Genomic DNA, 12,875 nt, shown 5'->3' on the forward strand with positions numbered 1-12,875 from the left:
ACGAGACCGAGCGGTCCGGATCTTCGGCATGGGCGGCCCAGCCCCTAGCCTGAACTCATGACCAGACCTGTTGCCTGGGAGACGTTCACCGCGATCCTCTTCGACCTCGACGGCGTGATCACGCCGACCGCGGTCGTGCACATGCGCGCGTGGGGGGAGATGTTCAACGCCTACCTCCAGGAGAAGACCCCGGGGGCACCGGCCTACACCGACCAGGACTACTTCGCGTACGTCGACGGCAAGCCTCGCTACGACGGCGTGCGTGACTTCCTCGCCTCCCGCGACATCGAGCTTCCCGAGGGCACCCCGGACGACGCGCCGGAGCGGGAGACCGTCTGCGGGCTCGGCAACCGGAAGAACCTCGCCTTCAATCTGGTTCTCGAGCGCGACGGCGTCGAGGCCTACCCGGGTTCGGTGCGGTTCCTGGATTATCTCGCCACGCTCGACGTCCGGCTCGGCGTGGTGTCCTCGTCGGTCAACGCGCCGACCGTGCTGAAGGCGGCGGGGCTGCTGGACCGGTTCGAGACGGTCGTGTCGGGCGCCGTCGCAGATGAGCAGGGCCTGCCCGGCAAGCCTGCACCGGACACGTTTGTCTACGCCGGTAAGGTCCTCGGAGCCACCCCGAGCGAAGCCGTCGTCCTCGAGGACGCCGTCTCCGGGGTGCGCGCCGGCAAGGCAGGAGATTTCGCGCTCGTCGTCGGGGTGGATCGTGGCGCAGGCCACGACACCCTCACGGCCGCAGGCGCCGACCTTGTCGTATCCGACCTCGACGAACTCACCCCTGCTCAAGGAGCACAGCAGTGAAGACCAACGTCGGCCCGAACCCGATGGACCGGGCCCGTTACCCCATCGACCCGTGGCGGCTGGTGGAGACCAGCTACTCCCCCGACGACCTCGGCCTGACCGAGACGCTCTTCAGCGTCGCCAACGGCTACCTCGGCATGCGCGGCACTCCCGAGGAGGGCCGTCCGACCTATGCGCACGGCACCTTCATCAACGGGTTCCACGAGACCTGGCCGATCCGCCACGCCGAGAACGCCTACGGCTTCGCCAAGACGGGCCAGACCATCGTCAACGCCCCCGACGCGAAGATCATGAAGATCTACGTCGACGATGAGCCGCTGACCTTCGGCACCTCCGACCTGGAGGAGTACGAGCGGGTGCTCGACTTCCGCGAGGGCGTTCTGCGGCGGCACCTGGTGTGGCGTACGCCCTCGGGCAAGCGGGTCGCGATCAGGTCGACCCGGATGGTGTCGATGACCCAGCGTCACCTCTCGATCCAGACCCTGGAGATCACGATGCTGAGCGGCTCCGCGCCGATCGTGATCTCCTCCCAGCTGCTCAACCGGCAGGACGGCAAGGACGAGTACCACGTGCCGGCAGCGGCGCTCGGCGAGGGCATGGACCCGCGCAAAGCCTCCGCCTTCGACACCCGCGTCCTGCTCCCGCAGCTGTCGGTCGCCGACGAGCATCAGATGACCCTCGGCTACCGGTGCGCCAACTCGGGGATGACGATCGCGGTCAGCGCCGCTCACCAGATCGACACCCCGGACCCGGTCGAGACCGTCGTCCGCGCCGAGGACGACCTGGCCAAGACGGTCTTCCGGGTCGACGCCACCGAGGGCAGCACGCTGCGGATGCAGAAGACCGTGGCGTACCACACCTCCCGCGGGGTCCCGGTGCGCGAGCTCGCGGACCGCTGCGGACGTACGCTCGACCGGGCGATCCGCCTGGGTGTCGGCCACTTCGAGCGTGACCAGCGCAACTGGTACGACGACTTCTGGTCGGCCGCGGACGTCGAGATCTCCGCCGCTCGCGCGGACGACGACGAGGACATCGCCGCGGCCCAGCAGGCGATCCGCTTCAACCTGTTCTCGCTGGCCCAGGCGACCGCCCGCACCGACGGGCTCGGCGTGCCCGCCAAGGGCGTCACCGGCTCCGGCTACGAGGGACACTACTTCTGGGACACGGAGTGCTACGTCGTCCCGTTCCTCTGCTACACCCAGCCCGAGGTCGCCCGCAACGTGATGCACGCCCGCTCGGTGATGCTCCCCGCCGCCCGGCAGCGGGCGCAGGAGATGGCCGCGAAGGGCGCGCTGTTCGCGTGGCGCACGATCAACGGGCAGGAGGCCTCGGCCTACTACGCGGCCGGCACCGCGCAGGTGCACATCGACGCCGACATCGCCTTCGCGCTGATGAAGTACGTCTACGCGACCGGTGACACCGGCTACCTGATCCGCGAGGGCGTCGACATCCTGGTCGAGACCTCGCGGATGTGGGCCGACCTGGGCTTCTGGCGCCACAACGGCGAGCCGTCCTTCCACATCCACGGCGTGACCGGGCCGGACGAGTACACCACGGTGGTCAACAACAACCTGTTCACCAACGTGATGGCCCGCTACAACCTGGAGAAGGCCGTCGAGACCATCGAGATGCTCCGCACGGAGTATCCGCGCGAGTACGCGCAGGTCATGGGCCGGCTCGACGTCTCCCCCGACGAGGTCGAGGAGTGGGGTCGCTGCGCTGCCGCCATGCACATCCCCTACGACGAGGGCCTGGGGATCCACCCTCAGGACGACAACTTCCTCGACCGCGAGGTGTGGGACCTGCCCAACACCCCCGACGACGTACGTCCCCTGCTGCTGCACTACCACCCGCTGGTGATCTACCGGTTCCAGGTGCTCAAGCAGACCGACGTGGTGCTCGCCCTCTTCCAGCAGGGCAACCGGTTCACCCCTGAGGAGAAGCGGGCCGACTTCGAGTACTACGACCCGATCACCACCGGCGACTCGACGCTGTCGGCGGTCGTGCAGTCGATCGTGGCGGCGGAGGTCGGCTACCAGGACGACGCGCTGCGCTACTTCTACGACGCGCTCTACGTCGACCTGCACAACATGCACGGCAACACCGTCGACGGCATGCACATCGCCTCCACGGGCGGCGTGTGGGGCGGGCTCGCGTTCGGCTTCGGCGGGATGCGCGACTACGACGGCAAGCTCTCCTTCGACCCGCGGCTGCCGGCCGAGTGGGGCTCGCTGATCTTCCGGGTCCAGTGGCACTCGACCCGGATGCAGGTCGCGGTGACCACCGACCAGATCGTCTTCACCGTCGTGGACACCCCGGGCGAGGAGTTCGACATCCCGGTCAGCGTCCGCGGGGAGGAGTTCGTGGTCTCGAAGGGATCACCGGTCGTCGTGCCGCTCGCCGACCAGGGGCCGCGGATCGGCAAGCACCTCGACGAGGAGGTGCACGGCGGCGTACGGCCCGACGGGTCGCGGATCATCGCCACCGTGCCGACGCCGATCCCGCCGGAGATCTACGAGCAGGACCACATCGAGCACCCGATGGTCCCGCACGACCCCCCGCGCGGCTCCGAGCGGCTCGCCGAAGCCGCCAACAAGGCCGCCAACCTGTCCAACATCTCGCAGACGGACTCGGCTCAGTAGCCGGTCTTCACATGACCCTAGACTGACCGGGTGGTGCACGCTTCCTCTCTCCGGGCGAGGCTTGCCCACCCGGTCGTTCTGGTTCTGATCGGGATCGCGTCGGTGCAGGTCGGTGCGACGTTCGCGAAGTCGCTCTTCGACGAGGTCACCCCGACGGCCATGGTGTGGCTGCGGCTGTCGCTCTCCGCGCTGATCCTGCTGGCGATCACCCGTCCGCGGGTCCGCGGCCTGTCGCGGCGCGACTGGCTGGTCGTGGTCGCCTTCGGGGCCTCGCTCGGGCTGATGAACTGGGCGATCTACCAGTCCTTCGCCCGGCTCCCGATCGGGATCGCGGTCACCATCGAGTTCATCGGCCCGCTCACGATCGCGCTGGTCACCTCGCGGCGGGCACGTGACCTGGTCTGGGTGGCGCTGGCGGCGGCCGGGGTCGTGCTGCTCGGTCTCGAACCCGGGCGGATCTCGATCGTGGGCGTGCTGTTCGCGCTGCTCGCGGGTGCCTGCTGGGCTGCGTACATCGTGCTGTCGAAGGCGACCGGCGCGCGCTGGGAGGGGCTCGACGGTCTCGCCCTGGCCTCCACCGTCGCGGCGGTGGCGCTGACGCCTGCGGCGATGGCGTACGCCGACGGGCTGGGGTCTCCGCACGTGTGGCTGATCGGGCTGATGGTGGGCCTGATGTCCTCGGTGATCCCCTACTCCCTCGATCTCGTCGCCCTGCGCTCGATCAAGCCGGGGCTCTACGCGATCCTGATGTCGCTGGAGCCGGCGGCCGGTGCGCTGGCCGCGATCCTGGTCCTCCACGAGGGGCTGTCCGTGCTGCAGTGGCTGGCCATCGCCTGCGTCGTGGTCGCCTCCGCCGGAGCGACGCGCACCGGCAAGCCCGACCATCACGTGCCGGTGGAGTCGACGCCGGCGTGACGTACGTGGCTCGTCGCACGATGTAGTGGGGCGTTTCACACAAGCGACATCGGTTCGTCACCGACTTCGAATGTTCAGGTCACTACAGTTTGGTGACAACTCCCCCTCCCTCCGTCCGGTCCCGCCTGTCTCTGGAGTTGCTCCGTTGTCGACCATCACCGCCCCAGCGCACACCACCGCCGTCGCCCAGATGGCCGCACTCTTCGCCGCACGCACCGCGGGCCGAATGGTGGGCCCGTTCCTTCGACCGATCCAGCTGCTGCTCGCCTGGCCGGTGGCCTCTCAGCTCGTCGCCCGGCACAACGCCAAGGCCGCGGAGGAGGCGCTCCTGCTGCGGCGTGCGGAGCGTGAAGACGTCCAGCACTATCTCCAGCTGCTCGCATCGGAGAGAATGACTGCATGAGAATCCCACGGGCGATGGCCGAGTCGACGGTCACGTTCCGTGACGTGCTCTCCGACGACGGCACCCTGATCCGGGCCTGGACCAACGACCCCGAGGGCGTGATCGACGGACCGACGGTGCTGCTGTGCAACGGTCTCGGCACCAGCCCGTGGAACTGGCCGGCGCTGCTGCACACCTCCTGCGGCGTACGCGTCGTGTCCTGGCAGCACCGCGGCACCTCCGGCTCGGCGCGGCCGAAGGATCTGGAGCAGACGACATCGAGGCACTTCGCCGAGGACGCGCTCTCGGTGATGGACGCCTTCGCGCTCGCGCGGCCGGTGGTGATGGGCTGGTCGATCGGCGTCAACACCGCGTTCGAGCTGGCCGCGGACCACCCCGAGCGGGTCTCCGGCATCTTCGGCGTCGCCGGGGTGCCCGGGGACACCTTCAAGTCGATGCTGGGCCCGCTGCCGCTGCCCGCACCGGCGGCCGCGATCGTGACCCGCACCGCCGCGAAGGTGCTGCGCCGCACCGGCTCCCTGATCACTCCCGTGGCCACCCGGCTCGACCTCGGACCGCGGGCGATCGAGGTGTTCTCGAAGGCCGGCCTGATCGGCAAGGTCCCCGACCCCGAGCTCGCCGCGGCCGCGTTGGCCGAGTTCCTGACCACTCCGGTCGAGTGGTACTTCCACCTCGCCCTGCGCACCTCCCAGCGCCGCTCGGTATCGCCGCGCCGGATCAAGGTGCCGGTCGTGCTGGTCGCGGGCACCCGGGATCTCGTCGCCGGCGCGCGCCACATGTCCCGGGTCGCCGCCGGGCTGAAGAACGGCACCTTCGTCGAGCTCGACGGCACCCACTTCGTGCAGATGGAGCAGCCCGACCGCGTCCACCAGCTGCTGCTCGGCTTCCTCGCTCGCGTCGCCGAGCACCAGCGGGTCTGACCCGCGCCGAGGCGTCACTCCGGTCGGCCGAGGCGTCAGTTTGTGCGGCTGCGGCGAGCTGTAACACGTCGTTCGTAGGACTACTCGCCCTATCGGAACGACCGGATAGTCCTACGAACGACGTGTTACACGTGCGGTGCCGGCCAGATCTCGGCCGACGGGAGCGACTACTCGACCGACCGGGGTGACGCCTCGGCGGGGGTGATCATGGCTCGGCGAGCGGCTCGACGGAGGGTGGCGAGCACGGCGGGGCCGAGGAGAGCGATCGCCACGGCGGTGGTGACGGCTCGCACGGTGTCCCAGCTGCTGGTCGAGGTGACCAGGGTGTAGCGCAGGAAGGTCGCCAGGTTCTCGGCGAGCGCGGCACCGGGCTCGTAGGAGAGGTTGCCGCTCGTGCCGGGGACCGTGACCCCGGTCAGCAACGGCCAGCCCTGCAGGTTGAGGAGGAGTCCGTAGGCGTAGGAGGCGAGGATCCCGTACGCCGCCAGCAGCCCGATCTCGCGACGACCGCTCGCGCGTGGCAGGAGTCCGGCTCCCATCGCGACCCAGGCCGCGCCGAGCATCTGATAGGGCAGCCACGGCCCGACGCCGGCGGTGACCAGCGCGGCGACGAACAGGCTCGTGCAGCCGAGCACGAAGCCGAAGGCGGGCCCGAAGACCCGGCCTCCGAGGATGAGCATGAAGAAGACCAGCTCGACCCCGCCGGTGCCGGCGGAGACGGCGCGCAGGACGGCCTCGATCGCACTGAGCACACCGAGGATCGCGATCATCCGGGTGTCGATCCCGCCCACCGCGAGCTCGCTGAGCAGCACGACCAGCATCAGCGGCAGCAGTGCGAGGAAGATGAACGGCGGCTGCACCCGCTCGTAGCCGTGGAGCAGCAGCGGCCAGGCGAACATCATCAGCCCGGCCACCGAGATGATCGCGAGCAGGAGAGCCGTGCGGGGAGAGAACCTGATCATCCCTCCCCCACCGCCTCGACGATCTCGCGCACGTTCAGCCAGCCCAGGCCGAAGACCTTGCTCACCTGGGGAGCGAAGGCAGGCGACTCGGCGGTGACGCTGCGTACGTCGCCGGCGGAGACCACCTCGCCGTCGGCGAGCACCACGACGTCGTCGGCGGCCTGGGCGACGAACTCGACGTCGTGGGTCGCGACCAGGATCGCCTTGCCCGCGCCGGTGAGGTCGCGAAGGATCTCGGACAGGGCATGCTTCGCGGCGTAGTCGAGGCCGCGGGTGGGCTCGTCGAGGAGCACGACCGGCGGGTCGGCGCTCAGGATCAGTGCCAGTGCCAGGGCGAGGCGCTGACCCTCGGAGAGGTCGCGCGGGTGCTGGTCGTCGGGGATGCCCGGGACGAGGCTGTCCAGGATCTCCCTGGTCCGTGGGCCGCCGGCGTCGCACTCCTCGGCCACGGTCTCCAGGTAGAGCAGGTCCGCCGCGCTCTGCGGCAGCAGGCCCACGAGCGCGCGTCGCGCCTCGGGGTCGAGCGTCTCCGGATCCTTGCCACCGACGTCCACCGAACCGGCCAGGCGCTTCTGGGTGCCCTGCAGCGACCACAGCAGCGTCGACTTGCCCGAGCCGTTTCGTCCCATCAGGGCCGTCACCCGCCCTGCGGGCAGTCGGATCGAGACCTCGTGCAGGACCGGCGTACGCCCTCGGGTGACGGTGAGCGAGCGGGCGCTCAGGGCCACGGCGTCGGTCATCTCGAGATGACCGACGCGGTCGGCAAGCGCCACCCCCCGCGCCCGCCGCCTCGCATCCCGCACCGTGAGCGGCAGCGGCGACCAGCCGAGCTGGCGGCCGAGCTCGACGAGCGGCGGCACGACGGGCGAGTCCTCGAGGATGTCGGCGGGGTCGCCGACAGCGACGGAGCCGTCGCCGACGAGGAGCGCGATCCGGTCGGCGAAGGGTACGACGCGCTCGAGGCGGTGCTCGGCGAGGACCACGGAGGTGCCGAGGTCGTGCACGAGCCGGGTGATGGTGGCGAGCACGTCCTCGGCGGCGGTGGGGTCGAGGGCGGAGGTGGGCTCGTCGAGCACGACCACCCGCGGGTGGGTGGTGAGCACGGAGCCGATCGCGACGCGCTGCTGCTGCCCGCCCGAGAGCGTACGCAGCGACCGCTGCCGCAGCTCGGCGATGCCGAGCAGGTCGAGGGTCTCCTCGACCCGGCGCCGCATGGTCGCCGGCGGGAGCCCGAGCTGCTCCATCCCGTAGGCCAGCTCCTCCTCGACCGTGTCGGTGACGAAGCCGGCCACCGGGTCCTGACCGACGTAGCCGATGATCCCGGCGCGCTCGCGCGGCGGCGTACGGATGATCGAGGCGCCGTCCAGCAGCAGGTCACCCTCCAGCACGCCGCCGGAGAAGCGGGGCACCAGGCCGGCGATGACGCCGAGAAGCGTCGACTTCCCGGAGCCGGTGGGGCCGGAGACGAGCAGCAGCTCGCCCTCCTCGATGGTGAGATCGACGTCCTTGAGCACGTGCTCGGAGGAGTCGGGCGGGGTGAACGTGATCCCTCGCAGCTCGATCATGCGGCTGTCTCCTCCTCGACGAGTGATGCCGGCACCGGCGCGGCGACCGCCGGGACCAGCCCGACGAGCACTCCTGCCATGGCCGTCAGCGTGACCCCGGGCGCGGTGCTCACCCCGGGAAAGGCCACCGGGACCTGCGACCGGGCGACCCACCAGCCCACGACCGCGACCAGCACGCCGCTCAGCGCCACCACGACCTCCGGCCAGCGCCACCGGTCGGGCCGGTAGACGGTCCGCGACACCCGGCGACCGGCCAGCCTCAGCCCGATGGCCGCGGAGCCGACGCCGAGCACCAGCATGGTGGCCGCCAGCCAGCCGGGCGTGGTCCCGTCCAGCACCGCGTAGACGCCGGCGCAGAGACCCACGAGCGAGACCAGCATCAGCCCCGAGGTGACCCGCCTGGTGGCAGCCGGGATCCCGGCCGTACGTCCGTAGCCGCGTGTGTCCATGCCGGCCGCCAGCGCCATCGACCGCTCCAGGGCGTCCTCGAGCACCGGCACCAGGAAGCGGCGCAGCCGCTTGACCCTTCCGGTCGCCCCTGCCCGCAGCCGCTGCGCGGCGCGGACCCGCTGCACCGACTCGGCCAGCTGGGGCAGCACGGTCACCGCCACCACCACGGCGGTGCCGATCTCGTAGAGCGCGGGCGGCAGCGACCGCAACAGTCGCTTCGGGTTGGCCAGTGCGTTGGCCGCACCGACGCAGATCACGATCACACCGAGCCGCATACCGTCGTAGAGGCCCGCGAGCAGCGCCTCGCGGGTGAGCGGCCCGAGCAGCCGGATCCCGAGCACCCAATCGGGAAGCGGGATCTCGGGCAGATCGATGAGCACATGACCCGGCACGGCGCCCAGGAGCACCCTGAAGAGCACCCGGGTCGCGACGATGAACAGGGCGAGGCCGACGTAGAGCCGGAACGCCTTCGCCCACGGTTGCTCACCGCGACGGGCCGCGACCACGACCGAGACCACCCCCACCAAGAGCAGGAGCAGCAGCGGGTTGGTGGTGAAGGAGGCGTACGCAGCCAGCCCGATCGCCCACACCCACCAGGCGACGGGGTGCAGATCACGGGGCAGGCGCGCGATCGCGGCCTCGCGAATCAAGGTGCTCATCGGACCGCCTCCGTAGCGCATGCGCCAGGGTACGGACGCGGTCCGATGAAAGATCCATTGTTCGCTCGCTGACGCTCGCTCATCGCCGACGCCACCAGACGACACCGGCGACGGAGAAGAGGGCGAGGATCCCGGCGGGAGCGACCCAGACGGGCAGCTGCCGGGGCTCGGAGGTCGAGTCAGAGGGTGAGTCCTCCGGAGATGACTCCGGCGACGGGCTTGAGGGCGCCCCCACAGCATCCCCAAGCACCGTCGCCGGAGCGGTAACGACATCGTCGTCTATCCACGTGAACGCAACACCCTGCCCGGAGGTCACGCTGATTTCGGTAACATTTCTGGAGGCATAGCTCCAGGCCCCGGATTCGTCGGTGACCCACAGGGACCAGTAGGCGTCGGCGGGAGGCATCTGGGCACAGCCGGCGGTCTTCGGCCGGCCGTCGACACGGCAGACGACGCTGGGCATCGAGGTCACGTAGGTGAGCGGATGCCCTGCCTTCTCGAAGAGGTCGGCACCGGTGTCGCCCTCCTCGGGCCGGACGCAGGTGACCTCGGGGTCGCCGCCCAGCGCGTTGGGCTCGACGACGACGGTGACGCCGTCACATGCCTCTGCGGCAGAAGCCGAAGCCGGGGTGAGGACGGGTGCGGTGGCCCCGGCGAGGATCGCCAGGGCCACCATCGCGGACCGTAGGCTCAGCACGCGGTCTTCGTGGTCGCGTCCTTGGGCAGGAAGACGAGGGATGGCAGCGCCTGGGCGGCCGCGAGGCGGTACATCCCCTCGGACTCCTTGGTCAGCCCCTTGGTGTTGCCCTCGGCCAGGGCGGCGTCGTCGTAGGCCACCGCCCCGATGTCGTCACCGCAGGTCACGACGTGCTCGGAGACCCAGGTCGCGGCCTTCTCGGCAGCATCGGTCTCACCGGCGCGACCGAACGCCCACCCGGCCAGGCCGGTGGTGTTGGAGTTGGCGATGTTGCCGGTCGCCGCCTTGAACGAACCGTCCTCCGCCTGGGTCTCCTTCAGCCACTCGACGCCAGCCTCGACGGCCTTCTCGGCCTCGGGAGAGGCGACCGAGGACAGCGCGATCAACGCGAACGCGGTGGCGTCGGCATCCGGAGCGGCCTTCGGGTCACCGTCGCAGGTCTGGTCGGCGGCCGCGGGGTCAGCCGTGAACGTGACCCGGAACCAGCCCTCCTCGCACTGCTGCCCGGCCAGGAAATCCGCGGCGGCGGTGGCCTTCTTGCTCTCGGCGTTGCTCAGTGCCCAGACGGCGTACGACTGCCCGATGGTGTTGGAGTAGTCGGCCGCCTCCTTGTTCTCGGGGTCGAGCTTGTCGGCGATGCGGCCGTTCTCACCGACGGTGCCCTCGAGCTGCTTCAGCAGACCGGGGTCGGAGGCGTCGATGTTCTGCTGGAGGACGAGCGCCTTCGCGGTGGCCCCGGCCGAGGTCACGGTGCCGAACCCGGGCGAGGTGTAAGCCGACTTGTTCTCCATCACGGCCGCGGCGATCGTGGCGATCTCCTCGTCGTAGCCACCGACCTCGGCCAGCGCGATCCCGATGTCGGCGCTGAGCCCGAAGTCGTCGGTGCCGTACTGCGCGTTGCGGGCCACACCCTTCGGCGCCTGGGCGACGAGCCAGTCGGCCACGGAGGTCGACACCTTCGCGTCGTAGGTGGGCTTCTCCCCCTCCTCGACGGCCTTCTCGCCGCAGCCGGCGAGCGAGGTGAGGGCGAGGGCGGCGGCGATGCCACCGATGACGGTCTTCTTCATGGTTCCTTCCGCGCTGTTCGTCGGGAAGGCCCAGGGCCGACCCGCTGCTTTCCACGACAGCGTCAGGTCAGTACGCGCCCGTCGGCAGGTGCTCCGGCTCGCCCAGGACCCGATGTCCTGGGCCTACGGTTGCGGGTCAGCGCCGGGATTCGACCGGCTTCCCCCACCACGGCGTGTGTTGATTGAGGCTCTGCTTGATTCGGGGGTCATCTTATGCCGGGTCGTCCCTGCTTGCGGGATCGCCGTCGAGCAGTCACTCTGTCCCCATGCGCCACAGGATTCTCGGCCTTGTCGCAACCTCGATCTCGGCCACCGTGCTCTCCCTCTGCCCAGCCACGACGGCCGTCGCGGCACCGGCTCGAACCTCGGTCACGTACGCCGATCTGGTTGCCATGTTCGGCGACAAGGTCGGTGACAGGAAGACCGTCGAGACCGGGCTGCCGACCCTCAACCGGGCCATGTCCGACGCCCGGATCACGACCTCCTACCGGCAGGCGGCCTACCTGGCCACGCTCGCCAACGAGAGCTCCTTCCACCACGACGCCAAGGGCCCCCACGACAAGCGGAAGTACGCCGGCCGCGGCTACATCCAGCTGACCGGCGAGGCCAACTACACCGACGCCGGCGCCTACTTCGGCATCGACCTTCGCCGCCGCCCCGAGCTGGCCCGGTCCCTGGACCACAGCGCGCCGATCTCGCGGTGGTACTGGACCGTCGCCCGCGATATCAACCCGCTCGCCGACGCCCTCGAGATGGGCAAGGTCAACGCGGCGATCGGCTATCCCGCCAACAAGGAGGAGGACGCCGAGCGCTGCCGCGACTTCAAGGCCGCGCTGAAGCACCTCGACGGCTCGGTTCCCAAGGGGATCGACTGCACCCGCCCGAAGCCGAAGAAGGCAGACGACCAGGACCTCACCGCGGACGCGTCCTAGACCTGCAGACGTACGTCACTTCTTGTTGCGCTTGTCGCTGACCGCGATCGCCGAGGTGCCCTCGTCCTTGAGCTCGAAGAGGTCGATCGCCTTGATGAGCTTGGTCCAGGTGGCGTAGCCGTAGTTGCGCGGGTCCTCGGAGGACTGGTTGCGGATGCGGGAGACGACCGTGCCGACCAGGGCCCAGCCGTCGTCGTCGGCGGCCGCGGCGATGGAGTTGCGCAGCAGCTGGATCAACCGGGCGTTGCGCTTCAGGACCTGTCCCGTGGTCGCCGAGGAGGACTGCTTGCGGGCGGGGGTGGCGCCGGCCTCGGAGTCGGTGTCGGTCTCCTCCTCGGAGCCGCCGAGCTTCTCGACCACGGTGAACCGGGTGCAGGCGCTCTTGAACGGGGCCGGCGTCTTCTCCCGGCCGTAGCCGTAGACGGCGCGCCCCTTCTCGCGCAGGTAGTGCACCAGCGGGGTGAAGTCGGAGTCGGAGGAGACCAGCGCGAACGCGTCCGGGATCGCCGCGTGCAGCAGCTCGACGGCGTCGATGGCGAGCGCCATGTCGGAGGCGTTCTTGTGGGCGGTCAGGTCGAACTGCTGCATCGGCCGGATGGCCGCGTCGTGCAGCTCCTCGATCCAGCCCTTGAGCTCGGGCTTGGTCCAGTTCCCGTAGGCCCGCCGGATGGTCACCTCGCCGTACTCGGCCAGGTCGTTCAGGATCGCGTCGATCTTGGCCGCTGGGGCGTTGTCGGCGTCGATGAGCAGGGCGATACGAAACGGCTCGGTCACGCCGGACAGTCTGCCAGTGCCACCCACCGCCGAGTCGGCTCATCGTGACCAAAACCGCCGCCGAGTCGGCCCGTCATGACGGGCC

Annotated in this window: 12 protein-coding genes and 1 riboswitch; of the genes, 6 read left to right on the forward strand and 6 right to left on the reverse strand. The window is 70.0% G+C overall.

What is annotated here, in order from left to right; all coding sequences use genetic code 11:
* Positions 1-57: 57 nt before the first annotated feature.
* The 5 genes from ACFVDI_RS24755 (at position 58) to ACFVDI_RS24775 (ending at position 5,684) form a co-directional block, all read left to right on the forward strand.
* Positions 58-804: an HAD family hydrolase gene (locus ACFVDI_RS24755; protein WP_378911440.1), complete on the forward strand. Its 747-nt coding sequence runs from the start codon at positions 58-60 to the stop codon at positions 802-804.
* Positions 805-827: 23 nt separating this feature from the next.
* Complete coding sequence (locus ACFVDI_RS24760; protein ID WP_378911451.1) at positions 828-3,446, forward strand: glycoside hydrolase family 65 protein; 2,619 nt, start codon at positions 828-830, stop codon at positions 3,444-3,446.
* Positions 3,447-3,476: 30 nt separating this feature from the next.
* Complete coding sequence (locus ACFVDI_RS24765) at positions 3,477-4,361, forward strand: DMT family transporter (RefSeq protein ID WP_378911441.1); 885 nt, start codon at positions 3,477-3,479, stop codon at positions 4,359-4,361.
* Between the two features lie 145 nt (positions 4,362-4,506).
* On the forward strand, positions 4,507-4,764 hold the full coding sequence (locus ACFVDI_RS24770; protein ID WP_008358445.1) for a hypothetical protein: 258 nt from the start codon (positions 4,507-4,509) through the stop codon (positions 4,762-4,764).
* The gene (locus tag ACFVDI_RS24775) at positions 4,761-5,684 is read left to right on the forward strand and encodes an alpha/beta fold hydrolase (protein WP_378911443.1); all 924 of its coding nucleotides are present in this window, start codon (positions 4,761-4,763) and stop codon (positions 5,682-5,684) included. The genes ACFVDI_RS24770 and ACFVDI_RS24775 overlap by 4 nt, the downstream gene beginning before the upstream one ends.
* Before the next feature lie 167 nt (positions 5,685-5,851).
* Here the strand turns inward: ACFVDI_RS24775 and ACFVDI_RS24780 are convergent, their stop codons facing one another.
* The 5 genes from ACFVDI_RS24780 to ACFVDI_RS24800 all read right to left on the reverse strand — a co-directional run bounded on the left by ACFVDI_RS24780 (position 5,852) and on the right by ACFVDI_RS24800 (position 11,084).
* Positions 5,852-6,646, reverse strand: a complete 795-nt coding sequence (locus ACFVDI_RS24780) for an ECF transporter S component (RefSeq protein ID WP_378911444.1) — start codon at positions 6,644-6,646, stop codon at positions 5,852-5,854.
* Positions 6,643-8,211, reverse strand: coding sequence for an ABC transporter ATP-binding protein (locus tag ACFVDI_RS24785; protein WP_378911445.1), 1,569 nt, complete (start codon positions 8,209-8,211; stop codon positions 6,643-6,645). Before ACFVDI_RS24785 ends, ACFVDI_RS24780 begins: the two co-directional genes overlap by 4 nt.
* Positions 8,208-9,320, reverse strand: a complete 1,113-nt coding sequence (locus tag ACFVDI_RS24790) for a CbiQ family ECF transporter T component (protein ID WP_378911446.1) — start codon at positions 9,318-9,320, stop codon at positions 8,208-8,210. Before ACFVDI_RS24790 ends, ACFVDI_RS24785 begins: the two co-directional genes overlap by 4 nt.
* Before the next feature lie 79 nt (positions 9,321-9,399).
* On the reverse strand, positions 9,400-10,017 hold the full coding sequence (locus ACFVDI_RS24795; RefSeq protein ID WP_378911447.1) for a hypothetical protein: 618 nt from the start codon (positions 10,015-10,017) through the stop codon (positions 9,400-9,402).
* Complete coding sequence (locus ACFVDI_RS24800; RefSeq protein ID WP_378911448.1) at positions 10,011-11,084, reverse strand: prenyltransferase/squalene oxidase repeat-containing protein; 1,074 nt, start codon at positions 11,082-11,084, stop codon at positions 10,011-10,013. Before ACFVDI_RS24800 ends, ACFVDI_RS24795 begins: the two co-directional genes overlap by 7 nt.
* A 65-nt stretch (positions 11,085-11,149) precedes the next feature.
* Positions 11,150-11,282: riboswitch (cobalamin riboswitch) on the reverse strand.
* Positions 11,283-11,350: 68 nt separating this feature from the next.
* Between ACFVDI_RS24800 and ACFVDI_RS24805 the strand changes: the two genes are divergently transcribed.
* Complete coding sequence (locus ACFVDI_RS24805; RefSeq protein ID WP_378911449.1) at positions 11,351-12,016, forward strand: glycoside hydrolase family 19 protein; 666 nt, start codon at positions 11,351-11,353, stop codon at positions 12,014-12,016.
* A 15-nt stretch (positions 12,017-12,031) separates the two neighbouring features.
* Here ACFVDI_RS24805 and ACFVDI_RS24810 read toward each other — a convergent pair whose 3' ends face one another.
* Entirely contained in the window at positions 12,032-12,790 is a 759-nt protein-coding gene (locus tag ACFVDI_RS24810) for an NYN domain-containing protein (protein ID WP_378911450.1), read from the reverse strand.
* Between the last annotated feature and the right edge of the window lie 85 nt (positions 12,791-12,875).

This window comes from Nocardioides sp. NPDC057767 (assembly GCF_042798275.1).
In the GTDB taxonomy this organism is placed as follows: Bacteria; Actinomycetota; Actinomycetes; order Propionibacteriales; family Nocardioidaceae; genus Nocardioides.

What these genes read in the sequence shown, in the direction of transcription:
- ACFVDI_RS24755 (WP_378911440.1), top strand. Translation starts at nt 58, where the DNA reads ATGACCAGACCTGTTGCCTGGGAGACGTTCACCGCGATCCTCTTCGAC.
- ACFVDI_RS24760 (WP_378911451.1), top strand. Translation starts at nt 828, where the DNA reads ATGGACCGGGCCCGTTACCCCATCGACCCGTGGCGGCTGGTGGAGACC.
- ACFVDI_RS24775 (WP_378911443.1), top strand. Translation starts at nt 4,761, where the DNA reads ATGAGAATCCCACGGGCGATGGCCGAGTCGACGGTCACGTTCCGTGAC.
- ACFVDI_RS24780 (WP_378911444.1), bottom strand. Translation starts at nt 6,646, where the DNA reads ATGATCAGGTTCTCTCCCCGCACGGCTCTCCTGCTCGCGATCATCTCG.
- ACFVDI_RS24785 (WP_378911445.1), bottom strand. Translation starts at nt 8,211, where the DNA reads ATGATCGAGCTGCGAGGGATCACGTTCACCCCGCCCGACTCCTCCGAG.
- ACFVDI_RS24790 (WP_378911446.1), bottom strand. Translation starts at nt 9,320, where the DNA reads ATGAGCACCTTGATTCGCGAGGCCGCGATCGCGCGCCTGCCCCGTGAT.
- ACFVDI_RS24800 (WP_378911448.1), bottom strand. Translation starts at nt 11,084, where the DNA reads ATGAAGAAGACCGTCATCGGTGGCATCGCCGCCGCCCTCGCCCTCACC.
- ACFVDI_RS24805 (WP_378911449.1), top strand. Translation starts at nt 11,351, where the DNA reads ATGCGCCACAGGATTCTCGGCCTTGTCGCAACCTCGATCTCGGCCACC.